At 57.3% G+C, this 22,617-nt stretch carries 21 protein-coding genes; 8 read left to right on the top strand and 13 right to left on the bottom strand.

What is annotated here, in order from left to right:
* Positions 1-50 precede the first annotated feature (50 nt).
* From HY868_26865 to HY868_26850, 4 genes are all read right to left on the bottom strand, one after another.
* Positions 51-1,571: an Nramp family divalent metal transporter gene (locus HY868_26865; GenBank protein ID MBI5305779.1), complete on the bottom strand. Its 1,521-nt coding sequence runs from the start codon at positions 1,569-1,571 to the stop codon at positions 51-53.
* Positions 1,572-1,758: 187 nt separating this feature from the next.
* Positions 1,759-3,306 carry an Nramp family divalent metal transporter gene (locus HY868_26860; protein MBI5305778.1) on the bottom strand — a complete coding sequence of 516 codons (1,548 nt, stop codon included), beginning with the start codon at positions 3,304-3,306 and terminating at the stop codon, positions 1,759-1,761.
* Positions 3,307-3,698: 392 nt separating this feature from the next.
* Complete coding sequence (locus HY868_26855; protein ID MBI5305777.1) at positions 3,699-4,358, bottom strand: response regulator transcription factor; 660 nt, start codon at positions 4,356-4,358, stop codon at positions 3,699-3,701.
* On the bottom strand, positions 4,339-6,174 hold the full coding sequence (locus HY868_26850) for a GAF domain-containing protein (GenBank protein ID MBI5305776.1): 1,836 nt from the start codon (positions 6,172-6,174) through the stop codon (positions 4,339-4,341). The genes HY868_26855 and HY868_26850 overlap by 20 nt, the downstream gene beginning before the upstream one ends.
* 55 nt (positions 6,175-6,229) lie before the next feature.
* Between HY868_26850 and HY868_26845 the strand changes: the two genes are divergently transcribed.
* Positions 6,230-6,418 (top strand): hypothetical protein, encoded by a 189-nt coding sequence (locus HY868_26845; GenBank protein MBI5305775.1) that lies wholly within the window; start codon positions 6,230-6,232, stop codon positions 6,416-6,418.
* Here HY868_26845 and HY868_26840 read toward each other — a convergent pair.
* The 9 genes from HY868_26840 to HY868_26800 form a co-directional block, all read right to left on the bottom strand.
* On the bottom strand, positions 6,373-7,539 hold the full coding sequence (locus tag HY868_26840) for a pyridoxal phosphate-dependent aminotransferase (protein MBI5305774.1): 1,167 nt from the start codon (positions 7,537-7,539) through the stop codon (positions 6,373-6,375). The two genes, HY868_26845 and HY868_26840, sit on opposite strands and share 46 nt — an antisense overlap.
* A gap of 31 nt (positions 7,540-7,570) precedes the next feature.
* Positions 7,571-8,536 (bottom strand): branched-chain amino acid ABC transporter permease, encoded by a 966-nt coding sequence (locus HY868_26835; protein ID MBI5305773.1) that lies wholly within the window; start codon positions 8,534-8,536, stop codon positions 7,571-7,573.
* An 8-nt stretch (positions 8,537-8,544) separates the two neighbouring features.
* A complete protein-coding gene (locus tag HY868_26830) occupies positions 8,545-9,231 on the bottom strand; it encodes an ATP-binding cassette domain-containing protein (GenBank protein MBI5305772.1) in 687 nt (228 codons plus the stop codon).
* Between the two features lie 191 nt (positions 9,232-9,422).
* The gene (locus HY868_26825; protein MBI5305771.1) at positions 9,423-10,085 is read right to left on the bottom strand and encodes a transaldolase; all 663 of its coding nucleotides are present in this window, start codon (positions 10,083-10,085) and stop codon (positions 9,423-9,425) included.
* A 28-nt stretch (positions 10,086-10,113) separates the two neighbouring features.
* Positions 10,114-11,109 (bottom strand): alcohol dehydrogenase catalytic domain-containing protein, encoded by a 996-nt coding sequence (locus HY868_26820; GenBank protein ID MBI5305770.1) that lies wholly within the window; start codon positions 11,107-11,109, stop codon positions 10,114-10,116.
* Positions 11,110-11,213: 104 nt separating this feature from the next.
* On the bottom strand, positions 11,214-12,041 hold the full coding sequence (locus HY868_26815) for a carbohydrate ABC transporter permease (protein MBI5305769.1): 828 nt from the start codon (positions 12,039-12,041) through the stop codon (positions 11,214-11,216).
* Positions 12,038-12,937 (bottom strand): sugar ABC transporter permease, encoded by a 900-nt coding sequence (locus tag HY868_26810; protein ID MBI5305768.1) that lies wholly within the window; start codon positions 12,935-12,937, stop codon positions 12,038-12,040. The genes HY868_26815 and HY868_26810 overlap by 4 nt, the downstream gene beginning before the upstream one ends.
* Before the next feature lie 117 nt (positions 12,938-13,054).
* The gene (locus HY868_26805; protein MBI5305767.1) at positions 13,055-14,506 is read right to left on the bottom strand and encodes a sugar ABC transporter substrate-binding protein; all 1,452 of its coding nucleotides are present in this window, start codon (positions 14,504-14,506) and stop codon (positions 13,055-13,057) included.
* Positions 14,507-14,588: 82 nt separating this feature from the next.
* Complete coding sequence (locus HY868_26800) at positions 14,589-15,320, bottom strand: GntR family transcriptional regulator (GenBank protein MBI5305766.1); 732 nt, start codon at positions 15,318-15,320, stop codon at positions 14,589-14,591.
* Between the two features lie 234 nt (positions 15,321-15,554).
* Between HY868_26800 and HY868_26795 the strand changes: the two genes are divergently transcribed.
* The 7 genes from HY868_26795 to HY868_26765 all read left to right on the top strand — a co-directional run bounded on the left by HY868_26795 (position 15,555) and on the right by HY868_26765 (position 22,617).
* Positions 15,555-16,709: a hypothetical protein gene (locus tag HY868_26795; protein MBI5305765.1), complete on the top strand. Its 1,155-nt coding sequence runs from the start codon at positions 15,555-15,557 to the stop codon at positions 16,707-16,709.
* Positions 16,710-16,720: 11 nt separating this feature from the next.
* Positions 16,721-17,740: a Gfo/Idh/MocA family oxidoreductase gene (locus HY868_26790; protein MBI5305764.1), complete on the top strand. Its 1,020-nt coding sequence runs from the start codon at positions 16,721-16,723 to the stop codon at positions 17,738-17,740.
* Between the two features lie 3 nt (positions 17,741-17,743).
* Complete coding sequence (locus HY868_26785) at positions 17,744-18,769, top strand: amidohydrolase family protein (protein MBI5305763.1); 1,026 nt, start codon at positions 17,744-17,746, stop codon at positions 18,767-18,769.
* Positions 18,766-19,542 (top strand): DeoR/GlpR transcriptional regulator, encoded by a 777-nt coding sequence (locus HY868_26780; protein MBI5305762.1) that lies wholly within the window; start codon positions 18,766-18,768, stop codon positions 19,540-19,542. The genes HY868_26785 and HY868_26780 overlap by 4 nt, the downstream gene beginning before the upstream one ends.
* A gap of 11 nt (positions 19,543-19,553) precedes the next feature.
* Positions 19,554-20,204: a carbohydrate-binding family 9-like protein gene (locus tag HY868_26775; GenBank protein ID MBI5305761.1), complete on the top strand. Its 651-nt coding sequence runs from the start codon at positions 19,554-19,556 to the stop codon at positions 20,202-20,204.
* 83 nt (positions 20,205-20,287) lie between these two features.
* Positions 20,288-21,604 carry an extracellular solute-binding protein gene (locus HY868_26770; GenBank protein MBI5305760.1) on the top strand — a complete coding sequence of 439 codons (1,317 nt, stop codon included), beginning with the start codon at positions 20,288-20,290 and terminating at the stop codon, positions 21,602-21,604.
* 65 nt (positions 21,605-21,669) lie between these two features.
* Positions 21,670-22,617 carry a sugar ABC transporter permease gene (locus HY868_26765; protein ID MBI5305759.1) on the top strand — a complete coding sequence of 316 codons (948 nt, stop codon included), beginning with the start codon at positions 21,670-21,672 and terminating at the stop codon, positions 22,615-22,617.

Here is a 22,617-nt window from a genome sequence, read left to right as displayed (position 1 = left end):
TGGACAGGTTCTAACCTCCAACCTAATTTCCAACTTCTAACTTCCAACCATCACTTGAAAAGCTGAAACACAAATCCTTTAGTCGGATCGGGCACAAAGCCGCCCATCAACCACAACCAAACGAAGATGCCATAGAACACCGAAAGCGCGATCAGACCCACACGTCGCCACACCGGCGGGCGCAACTCGACTGGCAACACCGTCGTATTGAGATACAAAACATGCGCGCCTGAGATCACAAAGACGACGCCCGAAATGTTCGCGCCGAGTTCAAGCAAAATGATCGGCTGCGTCCAGCGCAGCGCGATCAAGCCCCACGCAACGACGACGGCGAGGACCGCATAGTACACCACGCGGACATCACCGCCGCGCCACGCACGCACCCGGCGACTGCCCGTCCACAAAATGTCCGTGACCGCGCGCACCATGCCGTCGAGAATGTCGAGTTGCGTCTTGAACAAAATCCACGCGCCGAGCAGCGCGACGAGATACGTCATCATCACACCGCCGCGCGCCGCCACGGCATTCGCCAGTTCCGCCGCGATGCCCAGCCCGCGAATATCCTTGCCCGGCGGAATGAACGCGATGTAGAGACACGCGGTCAACAACATGCACAACAGCGCGCCGATGCCGAACACGCCCCACTGATCAATCAGCGCGATGCGCCACCACGCGCGCCAATTTTTGAGATTCGCCGGCGTGATCGGAAACACGCTCCCCGGATGCGCGAGGTGAACACGCTGACTGCCCACCGCCGCCGGAATGTAACCGACGACCGCGCCCATGCCAAAGCCCTTGTCGCGCGCCCAGCCCGACAACATCAAATTGACGACGCCGCCCGCGCCCGAGTACGCCGCGAACGCGCCAATCAACGACCAATCCGCGCCGATGGGCAAAAAGTTGAACGCGCGCGCGTCGAGATCATACCCGATCAAGCCGGCAAGTCCGGCGAACCAACCGGCGGGCGCGACAAAGATGATGCACAAGCCAATTAGTCCGGCAAAAATAAAAACGACGAGAATCCAATTGAGAATTTCGAGCGTGCGTTCGATGCGACCGCCGAACAACAAAATGCACACACACGTCAGAAACGTCGCGACGCCGATCTGGTACACCGCGTCCGCGTCGCCCGCGCCGGCGAGTCGTCCGATAAAGAGATAGAAAATCGCGCCCGCCGCCGTGCCAGCCCAGCCGGGCCAACCGACCTGGAAGAAACACAACAGCGAATAAAAGATCGCCCAGAAAGAAGACGCGGGCTTGGTGCGCATAAACCCGGCAAAGATCGGTTCGCCGGTGTACATCGTGTAACGAATGAGTTCCGTGTTCAACACGGTTTGCAGGACGACCGCCACGGTCGTGACCCACAACAGCGTCGGTCCGTGTTGCACGAACGCCGCGGGTCCGAGCAGCCATTCGCCGCTGCCGATGGACAAGCCAAGCAGAATCGCGCCTGGACCGATCACGCCGAGAAGCCGAAAACCGTTTGCCAACGGCGGCTCGATCAGCGGCGCAATCGTCCATGCTTCAAGTTGGGATTTGGATACGTTCGCGGTTGCGCGCGTGGGTTCCATCACCTTTCTGCCTCGCCCGCCAGAGTGTTTAGAATTTAACACTTTGCCGCGCGCTTGGCAAGTCGCGATTGGACGCGAATGGACTGCACCCTCGCGCACGCGGGGATGCAGTCCACGCCGATGGCGACACCAGACCTTCCAGGTTTCGCGTACGCGCCTGGAAGGTCTTGACAACCTGGGCGTCTGACTAGAACTTGACCAGCGGTTGTCCGGTGAGCTGCAACGCCACAAAGTTGGCGAAGAAGAAACCGAAGAACAGGACGTTCGCGATGAGCATGACGTACGACCACCAACCCGCGCGCGCTGGCTTGGGCAGTTTGCTGTTCAAGTAGATCAGCACGAGCGGATAGATGATGGATGCCAGGTTCGCCATGTTCGCCGAGTACTGCAACAACTGGGTCGGCAATGCTTGGTGGATGACCCAACTGATAAAGACGATGAGCGCGACGGCGACCAGATAGTAGAACTTGCGCGGGTCGCCGCCGATCCATGCGCGCAGGCGCGGACTGACGGCAATCGCGGTGTCGGTCGTGTTGCGGACCAACATTTCCAGGAGCGTCGTTTGCGTCTTCCACAGAATCAACGCGCCGAGCACCAAGACGAACGGGAAGAGCCACGCGGCGCGCTTGCCCAACTCCATCGCGGCATACACCGGCATATTCGCCGAGGTGGGTTCCGCCGCGCCGGGCGTGATCGCCATCGCGACCACCATGACGCTGGGAATGAACATCCCGATCATCGCGCCGGTGAAGAAGACGACCCACTGGTCAATCACGAGAAAACGGAACCAGCGTTTCCAGGTCTTGGCGTTTTTCTCGGTTTCGCGGAAGGTGATGCCCGAGGGCAACACCTCTTGCTTTTGACCGCCGAACAAACCGGAGAAAAAGCCGACCTTGTGTCCCATGCCGTAACCGTGATCGCGATAATAGTTGATCAGCATAAAGTTCATGCCGGAAGCAAAGCCGGTATAGCCGATGATCGAACCCAGGGTCGTCGCATCAATCCCTTTGGGGAGCGCCGCGGGGGTCACGATGCTCGCAAGCATCGTCATCCACAGACTCGCCGGCGTGAACGCGATGGCGAGGAGGATTAGCACGACGAGGATGACGAACACCGCAACTGTTTCCAAAAGTTCGAGCGTGCGCGAAATTTTCTTGCCGAACAGGTACACGCCGAGCGAGAGGAACAATAACGCGATGGCGATGATCCGCACCGTTTGCAATTCCGCGGGGTTGCTCGCGGCGAACGTGCGCCCGGCAAAAATCGCAAAGATGCTTTGACCCGCCGCCGCCGCCCAACCGCCCCACACCCACGCCAGGTAGATCAGGAACAAGGTCAGCGGCACCCACAGCTTCGTCCCGGGCGGCGTGCGCGTAAAGCCGACGACCGGCACTTCGCCGGTTGCCATCGTGTAGCGCGCGTTTTCGACGTTGTAGAATGTTTGGAGAATCGCCGAGATCGTAACGAGAAAGCCGAGACCGATAAAACCAAACTTGCCAAACCCCAACGGACCCAGCAACCACTCGCCGCTGCCGATCGAGACGCCGAGCGCGATCATACTGGGACCCAGCACCAAGGTGACAAGTTCTTTGATGCCGATCTTGGAAACTTTGAATACTTCTTCCGGCGTCGGCAAGTCATCCACTTTTAACGCCGGTCGGCTGACGCCAATCTGAATACTATCCACCGGAACAGTCGGCGCGACCGCGCCGGCTCTTAACGATTCCGTTGCCATAATCCAACTCTCCTTTGTGCAGTTTCCGATTTGATTTACGGAATGCGACGGTCGAAACTTGTCCGGTTCTCCGCGAAGCAAATCTGACCGGTCTCGACCGTAAACAATCAGGAATTCGCTCTAGTGACGCGCAGAACCGAATCGAAATGCGACTAGCGCATGAATGTGGATTGCTCGATAGTCCCTCCTTTCGTGATACGCAATTTGCAAAGGAGAGCATTCAGCCGGGGGAAACAACGGAGAGTCAAAAGACGAATGCGGCTACGATGCCGGCTTACATTGCTTCCTTGCAAATGTACTCGCGCGCATCGTAACACAAAAAAAATCTCAAGCCCATCACTCTTGGCTTGAGATTAGAAGGATATTTGGAACTAGATTCCGCGAGAAAAGAACTAGTTCTTGGGAGCATTGCTCTGTCGCGCCATTCGCGCGGCGTCGTGCCGGCTGGCGACTTGGAGTTTTTGGAGCACCGCGCGCACATGCGCCTTGACGGTATACAAACTGAGCGTCAACGCCTGCGCGATTTCGCGATCGCTCGCGCCGCGCGCGATCAATGCCAACACCTCGCGCTCGCGCGGGGTGAGCAGTTCGGTCGCCTTCTCTTCCTCGGGCGAAAGCGGGAGGGATGATGACGCGAGGCGACGGAATTCTTCGATCATGCGCGCAGCGAGCGAGGGACTGATGGCTGGCTCGCCGCTCTGCGCCGTGCGAAGCATTTCGATCAACTGTTGCGCGCGAATGGTCTTGAGCAAGTATCCTTGCGCGCCGCTCTTGATCGCCTCGAATAGATTCTCGTCCTCGTCGCGCACGGTCAACATGATGATGTTCGTCGCGGGCAATTCTTGCTTGATGAGACGCGTCGCTTGAATCCCGTTCGTGCCCGGCATCGTGACATCCATCAGAATCACGTCCGGTTTGAGATTGCGCGCCAGCACGAGCGCCTCGAGTCCGTCGCTCGCCTCGCCGACGACTTCCATATCCGGTTGTTGTTTGAGCAGTCCGACGATGCCTTCGCGAAAGAGCGCGTGATCGTCAACGACCATCACTCGCATGAGAGTTCTCCTCTTGCAACTGCCACTCGACGCAAACGCGCGCGCCGCGCGTCGGCGCGGATTCGACGCGCAGATTTCCACCGAGACTCGCCGCGCGCGCTTTCATCACACTCAAACCGAAATGCTTGCGCCCGTCCGTTGGCGCAATACCCGGATCGAATCCCGCGCCATCATCCGCGATCCACAACTCGCCGCGACCATCGCGCGTTTGGAACGTAATCGTCGCGTGACGCGCGCGCCCGTGCCGCTCCGCGTTCGACAGGGCTTCGCGCGCGATGCGGACGAGGTGAACGGTTTTGTCGGCGGCAAGCCAAAACGGTTCCGCGCCGGTTTGAAGGGTGACGCTCATTGCGGATTCGCGCATGAACTCGTCCGCCATTTCACTCAACGCGGTTTGCAAAGCCAGCGGCGGCGCGGGAAGATCATGCAAATTCGCGATGGACTGTCGCAAATCCTGCGCGGCGCGGTCGAGCACGGTGCGTTGGGCGGCGAGTTGCTCGGCGATCTCCGGCATACCGCGCGAACTCGATTGCGCTTCGAGCACATCCATCTTCAAGTAGAGATAGCCCAGGGTTTGCAGCAACCCATCGTGCAGTTCGACGCCGATCCTCTCGCGTTCTTGCAATGACGCGACGCGCTGGGTTTGCTCGCGCACTTGATACATCAAACGCAAACTGTCCACCGCGATGCCGATCTGTTGACCGATGGACGTGAGCAACGCGATTTCCTCCGGTGTAAATGTCCGTGTTGTCCGGGTCAGCATATCCAGGACACCCAGCACGCGCTCGCGCACCTTGATCGGCACCGCCACGACACTGCGGACCCCGTCGTGAATCGCCACCGAGTGAACCATGTGCGGCACCAGGTTAATGTCCTCCAGCGCGATGATTTGCCCGGTCATTGCCGCGCGACCGGTCACGCTATCCTCGCCGCGCAGGATGTGCACTTCGCGTTGCATGCGCTCGGACATGCCGCGCGACACGGTGAGATGCAAATCGCCGGTCGCTTCATCCATCAACCACAAGCCGCCCATCTCCACGCCGATAACCTGGAGCGATTGCTCTAGCGCGGTGCGCGCAGCGGTTTCGAGTTCGAGCGACCGGCTGGCGGCGGCGATGACCTGGGACAACGCGGCGAGTTGCTGGGTGCGTTGGGTCACATGCGCTTCGAGCTCGCGCGTAAACCGGTTCGTCTGTTCGCGCGAGTGATGGAGATTGACGCGCATCGTCTCGAAACTGCGCGCCAGTTCGCGGAACTCGCCTTGTCCATCCAGCGCTACCGCCGTATCGAAATCGCCCTGGGCAATGCGCCGCGCAATGCGGTCCAGCGATTCGACCGGCGCGACAATCGTCTGTTGCGTGAACCACAAGCCGATCATCAGAAACGCCAGCGTGCTGAGAAAGAGTGCGGCGAACATGCCGCGCACCATGCCTTCGCTGTTTTCGCGGCGCAATTGAATCGCGCGTGTCACATCGTCGAACGCGCGCGTGATTTCAGCATCGCCACGCGGCGGACTGGCAACCTGGGCGGCGTTCGCCAACCGTTCGAGCGACTCGGCAACCGTCAGGTCGTCCACGCGGCTATTCAATAGCGCGCGTGCGGAATTCGCCAAATCGGCGGGCGCGGGATAGACCAGCCACTCCGCGCGCAGCCGGGTGAGCGCGGTGAGCAGCGCATCATCCCGGGCGACCGAATCGCTGATTTGGTATGTGACGAAGACGGTCGCGCCGATCAGCAAAAACAAGCCGGCAGAAAAAATGAGACTGGCGCGCAGTCGAATGCCGGTGCTCGCGAAGATTCCTTTGCCTAAAAGCACGTTCGACTCCTGACCTACCTAACCGCGCGCCTACTGTATCACAGCGCGCGGTGGAATGCAACCGGCGATTGACGCGTTCGACCTTCGCTCCGTTGCGCCGCAACGCAAACCGGCAAGGTCGCAGATGACCTTGCCGGTTCACACGGACTTGGATGCACAGACCTTCCAGGTCTTGAAGACCTGGAAGGTCTTGAACGATTATAGTTTTGCAAGCGCACTGCCAAGTCGCTGGATCGCCGATTGAATGTTTTGCATCGAATTGGCGTAGCACAAGCGCAGGTATCCTTCGCCCTGCGCGCCGAATGCCACACCGGACAACAACGCGACCCCGGCTTCCTCGAGCAAATAATTCGCCAGCCAGTGGGATGAACGCCCAAAGGAAGATACATTGGGGAAAACGTAGAACGCGCCTTGCGGTTTGCGACAGCGAATACCTGGGATCGCATTCAACCCCGCGACAAGCGTATCGCGCCGGCGTTGATACTCGGTGACGACAATGTCCACCTGATCCTGCGGACCATTGATCGCTTCTAATCCTGCAATCTGGGTGAAACTCGCCGTGCAGCCAACCGAGTGAGTCAGCAACAACTCGACGCGTTCCGCGAGCGGCACAGGCATGATGCCAAAACCCAAGCGCCAGCCGGTCATCGCGTACGTTTTGGAAAACCCGTCGCAAATGATCGTGCGCTCGATCATGCCGGGCAGCGTCGCCATGCTGGGCGCGCACAATCCGTCATAGGTCGTGCGCGCGTAAATTTCATCGGAAAGCACCCAGATATTCCGGCGCTGCGCCACCGCGGCGATGTGTTCCAGCGCATCGAGCGGCATCACACCGCCAGTAGGATTGCTGGGTGAGTTGAGGATGATCATTCGAGTGCGGTCGTTCACTAGCCGGTCAAAGGCAGCCAAGTCGAAAGAAAAATCTTGTTCCTCATTCAACGGCACCGCGATGGGAATTCCGCCTGCCGCACGAATCATGGCTTCGTAGGTGGGAAAACCAGGATCGGGATAAATCACCTCGTCGCCGGGACGCACGAGCGCGAGCGTTGGAAAAAAGAGCGCCGGCTTTGCGCCGGGTCCGATCACTACCTGGGATGCGCGCACTGCGATGCCGCGGCGTTTGCCCGCATCGCGCGCGATCGCTTCGCGCAACGATTTCATCCCGGCGGTTGGAGTATAGCGCGTGTATCCATCGTTGATCGCGCGAATGCCGGCTTGCGCGATGTTATCGAACGTGGGAACGTCGGGCTGTCCAATTTCCAAGTGAATGATCTCGCGTCCAGCGGCTTCTAACGCCTGGGCGCGCGCCAACATGTGATACGCGCCTTCAGGAGCGAGATGGGTGACGCGTTCCGCAAATTCCATTCGACATCCTTTCGCGGGATTGATTTCCCCGTTACGTATCGGAGGCGACGCGCCGCCGGTTGATCCATCGGCTGACCAGCCGGCGTAACAAACTCGTGAGTCCTTCGCGATACGTTCGCATGATGACGATGACGCACAACGAGTAAAAAACCATATTCCACTCGGCAAAGTCGCGCATCAGTTCGGAGAGAATGACGATCACCGGCGCGCCGATCAACGGACCGATGAAGGTACCCAAGCCGCCGAACACGACCATAATAACGATCTTGCCGATTTCGTTGAACGAGAGCATGACGGGCGAAAGAATCACGATGTAATGCGCGTAAAAGAAACCGGCGATTCCCGCGATGGTACTGGCGAACGTCATCACAAAAAGTTTCCACTTGACCGTGTCCACACCCATCGCCGCCGCGGCAAGTTCGTCGTCCTTGATCGCGCGCAGGAACGAACCAATCGGTGACTTGAGTACGACGTACATCGCGAAAAGTAAAACGACAGTCAGCCCGAGGAAAAGGTAATAATAGTTGATCGGGTTGAGCGTTTCAAATAGCGGCGGCACCGGCAATCCCTGATCCCCGCGTGTGTACGTGTACAGCGCGGAAATGATCAGCCGGAACGATTCGGAAAACGCCCACGTGGCGACGGCGAGATAGATGCCGCGCATTTTCAAGACCAGTCGCCCCAGAAAATAACCGGTGAGCAGTGTGGTCAGCACCGCCGCAACAAATCCAACTGCCAGAGGAACTTTGAAATAATAGATCAACAATCCCGAAGCATACCCGCCCAGCGCGGCAAAGGTTTGGTGAGAGAGGGAAAACTGTCCGGTGTATCCCGCCAATAAATTCCAACTCGCCGCCATGATGATGTAATATAAACTGACGATAACGATGTGCTTGGCGTAATCGCCCAACCATCCCGGCGCGATTGCCAATACGAAAACAATCAAGGTGGGGAGCAGCCAAGCGGCTCTGTTGGATCGCGCCCATTGCTTCATCATGTATGTCCTCACACGCCGAGCAAACAAGCTTGGATGATCTGGCGAATGCGCGCCGCGTCGAATTCCGACCGCGCCCCGTGCACGCGCACACGTCCCATATCCACGACGTACACATAGTCCGAGAGTTGAATCGCTTCTTCCATATTGTGGTCCACCAACAGCATCGCGGCTTTCAGCGCGCGTTGCGTGCGGATCAAGAACTCGTACGCCTCCTGCGCCACCTTGGGCGATAACCCTGCCGTCGGCTCGTCCACCAGCATCAATTTGGGACTCGTCATCACCTCTTTGGCAATCGAGAGCATCCGCAACTGTCCGCCGCTCAGGGTATTTGCCTTGATCTTGCTAAATTGTTGGAGCGCCGGAAAAATTTCGTGCGGGTATTCCAATTGTTGCTTGAGCCGCGCCTTGTCATTGCGAAAAATCCACGCGCCCATCCGGAGATTCTGCTCGACGGTCAAATGCGGAAAGATGTTGAATTCTTGGGGAATGTAGCTGATGCCCAGATGTTTAATCTCGTGCGGTTGCAAGTTCGCTATCGCGCGTTCGCCAAATCGTATCGTCCCGCTCCGCGGTCGGAGAAACCCGTAGATGGTCTTGAGCAAGGTTGACTTGCCCGCGCCGTTGGGTCCGATGATGATGGCGACCGACCGGGGCGATTGAAATCGCCTTTGGTGGGCGTTCCGCCGGGCGTCCATCCCTCATTGCATTCGGGACAATTGCCTACGTGGACGCGAAATTCGCCCGCGTAGGCGGGCGACCAGCCAACGGCTCACGCGGGGCAATTTCAATTGCCATTTTACCGGCGGGCATGCTACAGTCTCGAAAATTCGCGTGATTCGCGGATAAAAATATTCGCGCTTGTCCGTACTCAACGTTCCAAGTCGGCTCACTCGTACGGAGTTGCGTCCCAGTTATCGCTGAAAATCTTCAAGCCCTTGGCGGTGTACGGGTGATCGAAGGCATCTTTGTACACATCGAACCCAGCCGTTACGATGTCCGCGCCGGCAACTGCCGCTTCGACGATCTGCCGCGCATTGCGGACCGCCGCGACGATGATCTCGGTCTTGTAATCGTAATTGCGATAGATGCGCACGATCTCGCCGATAAAGTGCGACACTTCTTCGCCGTTCGATTCTTTCCACCCGATGAATGGCGAAACATACGCTGCGCCCATGCGTGCGGCTTGCAATGCTTGCGCCGCGGAAAAGGCGAGCGTGAGGTTCACGCGAATACCGCGCTGACTCAACAGCTGGCACGCCTTGAACCCAGCTTCGGTCGCCGGAATTTTTATCGCAAAATTTTTCGACATTGCCGCGAGTTTCGCGCCTTCCTCGACCATCGCTTCGGCGGTGGTGTGATGCGGATTCACTTCGACCGAGATGTGTTTGTCCGTACCCTCGAACTCTTTGGCGAGTTCCCGAATGACGGCGAGAAACGGCTTGCCGCTGTTGCGAACGTGACGCGGATTGCTCGTCACGCCATCAATGTTCCACATTTGATTGGCATAACGCACCTCGTCAATCTTGGCGCTGTCAAGATAGAATTTCATTTTTTATCCTCCTTCGTTTTGATCTCACTCACACACTGGGTTTCACCAACGGCTTGAGCGTTTTGCCGGCGATGAAATCCACGAACGCTTGCTCCAGCCCTTCGAGCGAAACGACATCGGCGATCATTTGCCGATACTGCGGACGACACGCGCGCAGTAATTCCATATTGTCCTGCGCTTGATTGATCGGAAAGTAAAACGTGCGTAGATAATTGCAATCCTTGCGCCGCAGTTTGGGCGTCTCTTGCACCGTCGTCGGCAAATCGCTTTCGCCGAGGAACAAGACCGCGCCGCCCGCTTCGACCAGGTTGATGCACGTCAATCGTCCGGGCTGACTGCCGCTCGCTTCGACGACGATGCTGAACCGGCTATCATTTTCCGGCAAGGCGGGATCCAGGCGCTTGCCGCCAAATGCGATTGCTGTTTGCAAACGCGATTCTGCCGGATCGAACACGTACACATTCTGCCAGCCCATGCCGAGCAGAACGAGCAAACTGCCAAGTCCGAGCGGACCGCATCCGATCACCGCCGCGTCATCCGAACGCGCGCGCGAGCTCGCCGCTTCTACGCACTTGCGAATACCATACGCCGCCGTGCCAATCGTATCGAGCAACAATACGCCTTCGCCGTCGTTAATGTCGTCGGGCAGGGGAATGATGGACGCGGCGGGCGCGAGCAAGTCTTCGGCGTACCCGCCAGCCGTTTGCCAACCGACCAAGCCATCGCCATTCAGACAGCGATTCGTTTCGCCGACGCGACAGAACTTGCAGTTGCCGCAGTACTTGTGAATATAGATCGCGGCGCGTGTACCGATCGGCACATTGGCGTCAGCGCCGTTTTCGATGACGACGCCGGTAAGTTCGTGACCCGGCGTTACCTTCGCGCCGTTGTGAAACAGTCGCTTGTCCGAGCCGCAGATGCCGCAATAACTTGTTTTGAGCAGGACCTCGCCGACACCGGGTTTCGGCATCGGCGTGTCCTCGATGATAATTTTATCTTGCCCCAAAAATTTTGCACTCTTCATTGAAATCTCCTGTGCTAGCGAATGGCAGATGGCAGATGGCAAATGGCAAATGGCAAATGGAATTTTCTATCCGCTATTCGTTATTCGCCATTTGCCATTCGCCACTAGCCCTTGACCGCGCCGGCGGTGAGACCGCGCACGAGCCAGCGTTGCAAGAACATCGTCAAGATCATCGGCGGAACACTGATCACGGTTGCCGCCGCCATCAAGCCGCCCCAGTTGACCGCCGAAGTGCCGATGAATTGAAACGCGGCAACTGTAAGCGGCATCGTTTTGAAACCGGCAAGCACGAGCGCGAACAGAAAATAGTTCCACGAAAAAATGAATGAGAGAATCGCAGAGACGGCGATGCCCGGCACCGCAAGCGGAATCGCGATCAAGCGCAAAACCTGAAAGCGCGAACAGCCGTCCATCATCGCGGACTCTTCCATCTCCGGCGGTAATTCCTCAAAGAACGAAATCATCAGCCAGACGATCACCGGCATCGTGATGACCGTGTGCGTCAAGATCAACGTGATGTAATTGTCCGTCATCTGCACGGCGAGCGCGACCATGTACCAGGGAATCAGAAACAAAATCCCAGGCGACATTCGCGCGAGCAAAATCAGAAACGCCCAGTTTTGTTTTTTGAACCGCGCCGCCGCGTACGCCGCTGGCACACCCAGGAACATTCCCAGCAGGGTCGAGCCGGTGACGATGATCACACTGTTGACCGCGATGCGTCCAAAGTTGTTCGTCTGCACGAGGTTCACATAGTTTTCGCCGGTGACCGGCGCAATCAACTTGGGCGGGTACGCGGTGATGTCCACGTTGTAGCGAAACGACGATAGCACCATCCAAAGAATCGGAAACAAAATCAGAAACAACATCAAAATGATTTGCAGATAGACAAACATTTTGCCGAGCGCACCGCGCCAATTCAGTCGTTTCATACGCCTGACCTCCGGCGCAACGCGCCCAAACTCGCGCTGGCGATAACAGTCAAACCCAGCAAGACGAGCATAATCGCGCTGGCATAGCCGAACTGGGAAAACAGAAATCCTTGCGTGAACGCGTACACGTTGAGCGTCATGGACGAGTTGATCGGTCCACCCTGGGTCATAATGTACACGCTATCGAAAATCCGCATCAAGTCTACGGTGCGGAGCATCGCGGCGACGACAATCGCCGGACGCAACATGGGCAGCGTGAGATAACGCAGAATCTGAAAACCGGACGCGCCGTCAATCACGGCGGCTTCGTACGGTTCGGTCGGCAGCGTTTGCATCGCGCCCATCACGATCAACGCGATAAACGGCGTCCACTGCCACACCTCGACGAGCAGGATGCTTTGCAAAACCGTGTTCGGCGCGGCGAGCCACGCCAGCGGTCGCTGTCCAAACGCGCGCAATGCAAAATTGAACAACCCTTGCGCGGGATCGAACATTTGCACGAACACCAACCCGATTGCGACGGAGGGAATGACGGCGGGAAAAACGGCGAGCACGCGCGCAATCGCGACGCCGCGTAGTTGTTGTCCGAGCAGGATACCAATGTACGTGCCGAGAACCAGTTCGAGAATCAGACCGACAGCATAGAGAAAAAGATTGACGCGCAGGGCAGTCCAAAAAACCGGGTCGTCAAGCGCTTTGATGAAATTGTCCAAGCCGATAAACACGGGCGGCGTTGGCGAGCCGAGTGTCAGTTTGTGCAATGAAAGATAACCGGCATACACAAATGGAAAGCCGATCATCAACAACGTGAAGATCGTCGCCGGCGCGAGCATCAACAGCGGCGCAAGCCGGTCGGTCGTCGAGAGCCAACTCTCGCGTGGTTTTGCTCCTGACATACGCTTCTCCTCAACGAGAAGTGAAATGGATTTTTCAATCTGGATGTTGGAAGCCGGCATAACATCCACACTGCGAATATGCTCCGGCTTCCAACATCCAACTTCTAACTTCCAATTCTACCGTTCGACTTTATCCAGTTCCGCGTCCGCGGCTTTCATCGCGTCGGCGGCGGATTTGGTTCCCAGGATCACGGCGTCCAGCGCGTCGCCCATGATCTTGCGCGCGGCGGGTTGTTCGATGGCGGGTGGTCCAACTTCGCCGGACCCTTTTTCCGCGACGTACTTGACCGCCGCCGCCCACTCGGCGCGGAGCGCATCACCCGCGAGTTGGGCTTTCCAGTCAGCCGAGTCCCACGACGAGGAGCGCGGGCTGGCGATGCCTTTGAGTTGCAACTTGGTTTGCATTTCCTGGCTCGTCGCCCACATGGTGAACAACCACGCGGCTTCTTTCTTCTTCGAATTCGCGTTGATGCTCACGCCCCATTGCAGAACGGTCGGCACGTCGCCGCCCGGTCCGGGCGGGTAGGGCATCACACCCACTTTGCCGATAACCTTGGAACTCTTGGGATCAATGATCGTCGAGAGTTCGTTCGACGATTCGATTTCCATACACGCGTTGCCGCCGCCAAACAGCGCGGACGATTGCGCGAACGAGTATGTCACGACGCCGGGCGGTCCGTACTCGCGCGCCAACTTGGTATAGTACTCGACGGCTTTGAGACCGTTGGGGCTGGACAGTTGCGACTTGCCATTGGCATCGCGATAGTTCACGCCGAATGCGCGCATGAATGGACCGAAGGTGTACGCGATCGCGTTCGGGTCGCCGCGCAGAGTGACACCGGTTATCCCAGGATTCGCTTTCATGCACGCGGCGGCGGCGGTCTCGATATCTTCGATTTTCTTCATCGCCGGAATTTTTGCCGCGTCGAATAAATCTTTGCGGTAAAAGACGACGGGACCTTCGATGATGATCGGAATGCCGGTCAGTTTGTTCTCGAACTTTTCACCGCCGAACGGACCGCCCGCGAAATCTTTGACGTTGTAATCAGGCGGGGTCAGTTTTGGATCGGCGAGATATTTGTCGAGCAGTTCGTAATAATTGGCGCGATAGTATTTCAGACCTTCGCGCGATTTGAGGGACATCCAGAAATCAAACTCGGAACTCTTGGCTTGCAACGCGATGAGCACCTTGTCGCGCAATTGCGCTTCGGCAAAGGTCTGCACTTCGAGTTTGATGCCGGTTTGCTTTTCAAAATCCGGGAAGAAAGGTTGAATGGCGTTGGTCCACGGATGCTGGGGCAGATACAACACCAGCGTATCGCCGGCGCGTTGTTTCCAATCGAACGTGGCGGCGGCGGCTTTGGTGGGTTCTGGCGCTTTGGTGGGTTGCGCGGGCGCGGCGGTTGCCGCGGGAGCGGTCGTCGCCGCTGGCGCTTTGGTCGGCTCCGGCGCTTTGGTGGGTTGCGCGGGCGCGGCGGTCGGCGCGGGGGCTTTGGTCGGCTCGGGCGCGCTGCACGCGACGAGCATCATCGCGGCAATCAACATGACAAACAGAACGAGTCGTCTCATTTGCTTCTCCTTTGAAACTGGGCTGGGGTCGGGAAAATCGAAAAGGCGCGGATCACTGCTTGCTCGCTCACCTCCTTTGCGTTCAAATGTCGCGCCGCGCAAGTCGAATGGTGTATTCGTAGCGGTCGGCGCGGTAGTAAGTCGTCGCATGTTCGACGGGGCGCATCTCGGCAGCGTAGGTCAAGCGGCGGCGAATCAGCAGTGGAGTGTGTCGCGTCACTTGCAATTCACGCGCGAGCGCGGCGTCGGCGCAGGTCGCGCTGATGGATTCTTCGGCTTCGAGCAAAGAGATATGCAACTCGCGTTCGACGATTTCGTAGAGCGCGGCGTTTCGCAAATCGTGTTGCACGAGTTTCTCGCCGATGTCGAGCGCCCAGTATCCTTGCGCGGTCGCGATTGGCTCGCCTTCGGCAAGATAAGTCCGCTTGATCAGGTACAGTTTTTGATCGGGCGCGAGATTGAACGCGCGGGCGATTTCGGGGGGAGGCGCCACCGGTTGTGCGGAAATCGGTTTGAACACGGGCGTGATGTTGTGGCTCTGCATCTCTTCGACGAACGATTTGAGACGCACGAGCCGCTCTTCAACTTTGGCGCGCTTGACGAACGTGCCTTTGCCGGCTTTGCGATAAACCCAGCCCTCGCGCGCGAGATCATTCATCGCACGCGCGACGGTCGTGCTGCTGAGGTCGTACTGGGCGCGGAGTTCGTACTCGGTGGGCAATGCGTCGCCGGGTTTGTAGACACCTTGCGCGATATCTTCGCGCAACGTTTCGACCAGCCAACGATAGAGGGGAGAGAACCGTTCAAGAGGCATGGGGGTTCCCCTTTCGAGCAAGCAATTTAACGCATTAATGTATTATTGCATTATTTATATACTATGATTGGCTGCCAATGTCAATAGAATATCCGGGCTAAATTGTCACTTTCAATGCTCATATTCGTAGAAAATGAGCACAATAATATTGACTTTCTGTCATGGTTGGATTATAATTTGAGCAATTCGATAGTCGCCGTCGTGTGTACGGTGACGCATCGCTGGAGTAGGTCTGTGGGACAGATGAGTGCGCGGGAGCGAATTGATGCAGTCTGGCGCCGTCTCGAACCTGACCAAGTGCCGTGGTCACCGATGTTGGGCGATAGTGTTTTGCATTCGCTCCCCTATTACTGGAATCGTCTCACCGCAGAACAACAATTTGCCATTCAGCACGATTACCGATACCCCTCGCTTGTCTCGCTACCTAATGCACTCGATTTTCAAGAAGCCGTCATTTGGGAAATCGTCCAAGATGTTGGCGGCGCGATTATTACCGGCGTGGCGACAGTGGACGCCATAGATGACCAGGTCGAAACCGAAGCGCATCGCGTCAGCAATACCGAGACACGTTTTCGCATCCGCACTCCCTGGGGCAATCTTCAAGAAACGGTTGCCGGCGATGGTTCGGCAGAAACGGTGTATCGCACCCGGTTTTTGATTTCGGAACGGCACGCGTACGACATCATAGCAAGAGTGATCGAAGAGCGCCATTATCAAGCGCGTTACAATCGGTTTACCCAAAAGCAAACCAGGCTAGGTGAGCGTGGCGCGTGTATGGTCGCCGCGCCGGATCAACCACTCGTCACTTTGTTCCGTGTACGCGATCCTGCCGAATTGATTTTCGACCTCGTAGATGAACCGGATCGGATGCGGTCGCTCCTTGACCTTGTGCATACGCGGGTGTGCGAAGCATACCACCTGATCGCCCAAGGACCAGGATACGCGGTAATGACGGGTGCGGCGTTTATGACCACGCGTTTGATCTCGCCACGCCTCTTTGAAAAATACGTACTACCGTACCTGGTCGAGTATGCGGACATCGTACATCGCGCCGGCAAAATCCTGCTGTGTCACATGTGCGGACATATTCGCGCGTTGTTACCCATGTTGCGCGACGCACACATTGATGGGATCGAATCGCTTACCAATCCACCCATCGGCGATACAACGCTTGAAGAATTCTTCCACGTGTTAGGTCGGCGGGTGATTCTCTGCGGCGGGATTGATGCAACCCTGTTGTTGAACGGCACACCGGACCAATTGCAAAGCCATACACGCGACGTTCTGCGGCGTACACATAATCGCCACGTGATCCTTGCTACAGCCGACGAGGTTCCGTATGGGACTCGGCTTGAGAATCTCCGCGTAATCGCGCAAACTATTAAATAAGGAAAAACCGGATGGAACACATCGGCGTGGGCGTCATTGGCGCGGGCAATCTTTCGACGGAACATCTCAGGGCATACCTCCGCAATCCGCATACTAAAGTCATCGCGCTGTGTAGTCGCTCGCGCGAATCGGCGCAACAACGCGCGGCGATGCTCAACCTCACGTGCGATATGCACACCGATGTAGACACCCTGTTGCGCGACGAACGCATCCACCTCGTTTCGATTTGCACACCGAACAATCTGCACGCGTCGCAGACGATTGCCGCCGCGCAAGCCGGCAAACACATCCTCATCGAAAAACCGGTCGCGCTGACACTTGGCGAACTGCGCGCGATGGACGCGGCGGTGCAACGCGCCGGAGTTCGCACGCTCGTCTCGTTTGTGCTGCGCCGTAATCCTCTGCTCAAAATTATCGAACGCCAGGTCAAGGATAACGCGATCGGCGAAATTTTTATGGCGGAAGTAGATTACTGGCACCGCACACCGCGCGCGACGCCCGACCATTGGATGTCGCAACGGAAAATTGCCGGCGGCGTGTTTTTGATGGGCGGATGTCACGCTGTGGATGCCGCGCGTTTTCTCGTGAATTCGGAAATCGTCGAGGTCAGCGCGTACTCGACGAAAGGCAAAGGGCGTCCGCATTTCGATTACGATCCCACCGTTGTCGCGCTTGTCCGTTATGCGAACGGCGCAATCGGCAAAATATCCGCATCTATGGAGTGTGAAATGCCGTACGCGTTCAATATCGTTTTGATGGGTCATCAAGGCACGATTCGCGACAACCAGATTTGGTCGCACAAGTTTGCGGGACAAAACAATTTCATCACGATTCCAACGATCACTCCCAGTAGCGGCGATCCGTCGCATCATCCATTCCAAGCCGAGATTGACGATTTCGTTGACGCGATCATCAACCATAAACCGGTTCAGCCGGATCTCGCCGATGCGGTGAAAACGCACGAGGTCGTTTTCGCGATTGATCGCTCCGCCGAAACCGGCAAGCCGGTCACGTTGCCATTGGACGAATGACGAATGTCCGATGCACCCAGTTTTGATTTCACCGCCTTTGCCGATATGCCCATCCTCGATGGGCACACTCACGTTTGGGCAAACCTCGACCCAGGTTTGCTTTGGCAAACGCTGACACACACCGGCGCGCGGTGTTGTAACGCGCTATCTCTTTCGCAAGCCCCAGCTGGCAATCCGAGCACACTCAACGCCCAGGCGTTGCGATTCAAACAATTGTCCCAAGGACGCGCGTTCGCGTTCGGCGCGCTCGATTATTCGCCGGTGCGCCTCACCGCCGATGACCTCGTCGCGCAAGCGCAGCAACTGGACGCGCAAGGGTTCGACGGCATCAAGATGTGGGAAGGCAAGCCGGTCATGTACGTCAACTTGCCGGATCGCCTGGAAGGCGCACTCTACGCGCCGTACTGGGCGTGGATGGAAAAACGCGGTATGCCGATCACACTGCACATGGCGGACCCGCTCCGGTTTTGGGACCCTGCGCGTGTCGGTCTCGAACGCTGGTCGTATGTCGGCGCGAACTATCCAACGCGTGAGGACATGTTCGCCGAGACCGAACGCATCTTGAACCGGCATCCGCGTCTGAAAATAATCTTCGCTCATTTTTTATTTTTCTGGGACGATGTGCCGCGCGCCGCGCGATTTCTAGACGCGCATCCTTCGGTTGCGTTCGACCTTGCACCAGGCATCGCCGGGTATTTCGAATTGAGTCAAAACGTGGACGCGGCGCGCGAATTTTTCCTGCGCTATCAAGACCGTTTGATTTACGGCACCGATGTGGGCGCAGGTCCGGTCGTTGACCCAACCGTCCCGTTTGAACTGGGACGCGAATCCGGACAAGCATGGCTCGTGCGCGCGTTTTTGGAAACGGACTGGGACATACCGCTGCCTGCCGGGGTTGGCGCGGTGACGATGGCATTCACGGGCAAGCGTTTGCGCGGCATGGCGTTACCGCGCGCGGCGCTCGAAAAAATCTACTGGGAAAATTTTGCGCGCATGGTGGGACAAGCGCCGAGGAGCATCCACTTGTGAACGGCAGAGAAAAACAAATCTTTGATCTGTTGTGCGAGCACGGTGATCTTTCGATTCAGCAATTGAGCGAATTGCTCGACGTATCGCCGTCGAGTGTGCGGCGCGATTTGAACGAAATGAGCGAGCATCGTTTTATCCAACGCACGCACGGCGGCGCGACACTCTCCAATGTGGTCAGTTACAATCCGTTGCCGATACACAAACCGCCCGTGCTCGTCAAAGAAGCGCGCGCGATCGCGCACCAGGCGTTGCAATTGATCGAACGCGGCGACGTGGTCGGAATGAGCGGCGGACGCATTTGCACCGAACTCGCGCTGCACATGCGTCTGCTCGAAGGCATCACGGTCGTGACGAACGCGGTCAATGTCGCCGCGGAACTCGTCGCGTTGCCGGGCATCCAGGTCATGCTGACCGGCGGCAATCTCGACCCGCGTTCCTTCGAGTTGATCGGCAAAGCGCCGGCGATGGTGCTCGATGGCGTTCGCCTGCACAAGTATTTCGTCGGCACCGATGGCATCACGGTCGAGCATGGCATGACGAATCACAGCGAAGCGGTCGCGCTCGTCGCGCGCGAATTCGTCCAGCACTCCGATCAAACGATTCTGCTCGCCGACAGTAGCAAGTTCACGCGCTCGAATCTGACCAAGGTCGCCGACGTGTCCGAGATCTCGACCATCGTCACGAGCGATTGCACGCCGCGCGCAATCGTCAAGCAGTTTGAATCTGTGGGCGTAAAGTGCATTGTCGCCAAATGCGCGAGCCACGACAAGTAATGAAATCGCGGATGCTCTCCTTTTCCGATTTGCCCATCTATCGTTGCCGTCGCGTGGAGCAACCACTGGCGAGGGATGGCGACCTGGCAAAACCGGTGTGGCGCGATACCTTGCCAATCGTGTTGAAACACGCGCAAGGAAACGGCGAGCCGCAACAGCAGACCACCGTGCGCGGATGCTGGGATGGCGCGACGCTCTATCTCGCGTTCGATTGCGCGGACACGGATATTCGCGCGACGATGACCCAGCGCGATAGTTTGGTCTGGCAGGAAGAAGCGGTCGAAGCATTCATCGCGCCGTACGGCGATCTCATTCACTATTTCGAATTTCAGTGTAATCCGCTGAACACGGTGAACGATGTGCGCGTGACGAATCCAAACGCGCGCGGTGATGCGGTGACGTTTGATCGTGCGTGGACGTGCCAAGGTTGGCAAACGGCGACGCGCAACACTCCACGCGGGTGGGCAAGCGAGTGGGCGATTCCTCTCCACGCGTTGCTGGCGGATGGTGCGCAAGCGATCTTGTCGGGCGAAGTCTGGCGCGTCAACTTGTTTCGCATTGATCGCGCGCCGATTGAAGAATACAGCGCCTGGTCGCCAAATCCGTTATCACCGATTTGGTTCCATCGTCCCCAGTTTTTCGGCTATTGGTCTTTTGAGTGAAAGGAGGCGCGGAAAATAAAATCACATTTGGTTGAAATCGGATCAATGTCAGTGGAGCGAGTCAATCTCAAGGAGGAGAAAAAATGCGAAAGCAAATGTTCGTCATCGTGGCTCTGTTCATCGTTGCCAGTCTGATTTTGGTTGCCTGCGCGACGCCGACAACGGCTCCCGCGCCGACCAGCGTGCCTGCCGCACCCAAGGCGGCGTCGGGCAAGCTGCGACTCGGCGTGTATGGGCAGTACTTGCAACAGATCGAGTTCAAAGACATTGTCGCCGCGTACAACAAACAGAATCCTAATGTGCAAGTCGAAATCATTGCCATCCCCGGCGAAGAGCAAGCGTGGAACGTGATCGCGCAAAAGGTCCAACTCGAAGCTCAGCAGAAAAAAGCATCCTGGGATGTATTGCTCGGACCGACGCCCTTCATCGAACCCGGCGCGCTTGCCAAACTGGGTCTCGTGGACCCGCTCGACAACCTGATTCCCAAGAGTGTGTGGGATGATGTGTACGGCGGCGTGCTCAAAGAAATCAAGTTCACCGGCGATGGAAAAATTTACACCTTCCCGTGGTGGTCGGATGTGTTCGGCTTGATCTATCGCCCCTCGATGTTGAAAGAGGCGACTGGTTCCGAGAACCCGCCGACGACCTGGGACGAGGTGTTGGCAACGAGCGCCAAGATCAAAACGAAATACGGCGACAAGGTCTATGGCTTTGGCATGGACTGGAACTGGCTCCATCGCAGTATGTTGCCGATCATGGGCACGCAGACCGACAAGATGTTCACGGCGGAGGGCGTCGTCAACTTTGACGATCCCGCCGCGAAGGAAACGCTCGAACTGATGAAGAAGCTGTACCCGTACTTGCCGCCATCGTCCGCCGAAGCGCTCGGTTCGGCGAAAGCGTTCCAGTCCGGCGCGCTCGCGACGGAAATCTATTGGCAAGCCCAGGTCTTGCGCGCGATTCAAGCCAAGCAACCCGAAGCCGATGTCAAGATGGTCGGTTTCCCGAAAGGGAAACGCTCAAGCACACTCTTCTGGACGCTCGGCGCGATGATTCCCAAATATTCGGAGAACAAGGAAGCCGCGATTGACTTTATGCTCAAAGGGCTTTTGGATCCACTCGCCGTCGAAATGTCGCAACCCGGCAACTATAAAATCGTGCCGTTCAAGTCCGCGCAAAAGAAACTACAAGATTCCGGCAAACAACCGGCGTGGGCGCCGCCGCTCCTTGCTCTGCTTGATACGTCCGAACCGATTCCGTCGAATCAATACTTTCTCACCGTCGAGCAACCCATCTACAAGGAAGAGATCGAGAAGATGATTCTCCAGAATCAATCGGTGGACGTGACGTTGAAGAATATGAAAGAGCGCACCGCCAAGGGCGTTGCCGAAGTCAAGTAATTCTGTGTCTCAGACTTCCGAAGTTTTTGAAACTTCGGAAGTCTGAACGGGCTGGAGAAAGTTGCATGGCGACACAAACTGCAACGTTAGTCACTACGCCGCGCGCCGAACGCGCGAGTTTACTCCGCGCGATTTGGCGCGGCAAGGTGGGATATCTATTTCTCGCGCCGCTCTTATTTTTTTACATCACGTTTGTCTTGTATCCCAGCGCGCGGACTGTGTGGATGATGTTTATGCGCTACGAGTTTTTGCGTCCCGACCGCATTCAATTCGTCGGTCTGGCAAACATCATCGAGTGGGCGCAAGACCCACGCGTGTGGGAAACGTTTGGCGTCGCGCTCAAGTTCACCTTGATGTACGTGCCGGGCAGTACGCTCATCGCGCTCATCGTCGCGATTCTGCTCGACCGTGTGCGGCGACCGAATGTCGCGTCGGTCTTTCGCACGCTCTACTATTTTCCGGTCGTGTTGCCGGCGGGGATGTTGTACATCGCGTGGCAGTGGATTTTCGATCCGACCTGGGGACCGCTCAATCATCTGCTCATCAACGTTTTGCACTTGCCGATACCGTGGACTAGATGGCTCGGCGATCCAAACACGTCACTCTTGTCGCTCGTGATTATGAGTGTGTGGCGTTTGATGGGCGCGACGATGATTCTATTTCTCGTCGGCTTGAACAATATCCCGCAAGAGTTGAACGAAGCCGCGCGCATTGACGGCGCGAACGAATGGCAGTTGTTGCGCCACGTCACACTACCCCTGCTCGCGCCGATCTTTCTGGTGATTATGGTGTTGCGTCTTCAAGTCCTGGGTCTCATCGCCGAGCCGTTGTTCATGACCGAGGGCGGACCGGTGCGCTCGACGATGGCGTACGGTTTGCAAGCGTACTATATCACGTTCCGCGATGGCAACTGGCGGATGGGTTATGGCGCAACCTGGTTCATCATGCTCAGTATTTTTTCGACGCTGGTCGCCTTCCTGGGTTGGCGCTGGTTTCGCAATCGCATGGATTAG

The organism is Chloroflexota bacterium, assembly GCA_016219275.1.
Lineage (GTDB): Bacteria > Chloroflexota > Anaerolineae > UBA4142 > UBA4142 > JACRBM01.
This window is presented reverse-complemented; position numbering and strand designations above follow the sequence as displayed.

What these genes read in the sequence shown, in the direction of transcription:
- HY868_26865 (MBI5305779.1), bottom strand. Translation starts at nt 1,571, where the DNA reads ATGGAACCCACGCGCGCAACCGCGAACGTATCCAAATCCCAACTTGAA.
- HY868_26860 (MBI5305778.1), bottom strand. Translation starts at nt 3,306, where the DNA reads ATGGCAACGGAATCGTTAAGAGCCGGCGCGGTCGCGCCGACTGTTCCG.
- HY868_26855 (MBI5305777.1), bottom strand. Translation starts at nt 4,358, where the DNA reads ATGCGAGTGATGGTCGTTGACGATCACGCGCTCTTTCGCGAAGGCATC.
- HY868_26845 (MBI5305775.1), top strand. Translation starts at nt 6,230, where the DNA reads ATGCAACCGGCGATTGACGCGTTCGACCTTCGCTCCGTTGCGCCGCAA.
- HY868_26840 (MBI5305774.1), bottom strand. Translation starts at nt 7,539, where the DNA reads ATGGAATTTGCGGAACGCGTCACCCATCTCGCTCCTGAAGGCGCGTAT.
- HY868_26835 (MBI5305773.1), bottom strand. Translation starts at nt 8,536, where the DNA reads ATGATGAAGCAATGGGCGCGATCCAACAGAGCCGCTTGGCTGCTCCCC.
- HY868_26830 (MBI5305772.1), bottom strand. Translation starts at nt 9,231, where the DNA reads ATGGACGCCCGGCGGAACGCCCACCAAAGGCGATTTCAATCGCCCCGG.
- HY868_26825 (MBI5305771.1), bottom strand. Translation starts at nt 10,085, where the DNA reads ATGAAATTCTATCTTGACAGCGCCAAGATTGACGAGGTGCGTTATGCC.
- HY868_26820 (MBI5305770.1), bottom strand. Translation starts at nt 11,109, where the DNA reads ATGAAGAGTGCAAAATTTTTGGGGCAAGATAAAATTATCATCGAGGAC.
- HY868_26815 (MBI5305769.1), bottom strand. Translation starts at nt 12,041, where the DNA reads ATGAAACGACTGAATTGGCGCGGTGCGCTCGGCAAAATGTTTGTCTAT.
- HY868_26810 (MBI5305768.1), bottom strand. Translation starts at nt 12,937, where the DNA reads ATGTCAGGAGCAAAACCACGCGAGAGTTGGCTCTCGACGACCGACCGG.
- HY868_26805 (MBI5305767.1), bottom strand. Translation starts at nt 14,506, where the DNA reads ATGAGACGACTCGTTCTGTTTGTCATGTTGATTGCCGCGATGATGCTC.
- HY868_26800 (MBI5305766.1), bottom strand. Translation starts at nt 15,320, where the DNA reads ATGCCTCTTGAACGGTTCTCTCCCCTCTATCGTTGGCTGGTCGAAACG.
- HY868_26790 (MBI5305764.1), top strand. Translation starts at nt 16,721, where the DNA reads ATGGAACACATCGGCGTGGGCGTCATTGGCGCGGGCAATCTTTCGACG.
- HY868_26785 (MBI5305763.1), top strand. Translation starts at nt 17,744, where the DNA reads ATGTCCGATGCACCCAGTTTTGATTTCACCGCCTTTGCCGATATGCCC.
- HY868_26775 (MBI5305761.1), top strand. Translation starts at nt 19,554, where the DNA reads ATGCTCTCCTTTTCCGATTTGCCCATCTATCGTTGCCGTCGCGTGGAG.
- HY868_26770 (MBI5305760.1), top strand. Translation starts at nt 20,288, where the DNA reads ATGCGAAAGCAAATGTTCGTCATCGTGGCTCTGTTCATCGTTGCCAGT.
- HY868_26765 (MBI5305759.1), top strand. Translation starts at nt 21,670, where the DNA reads ATGGCGACACAAACTGCAACGTTAGTCACTACGCCGCGCGCCGAACGC.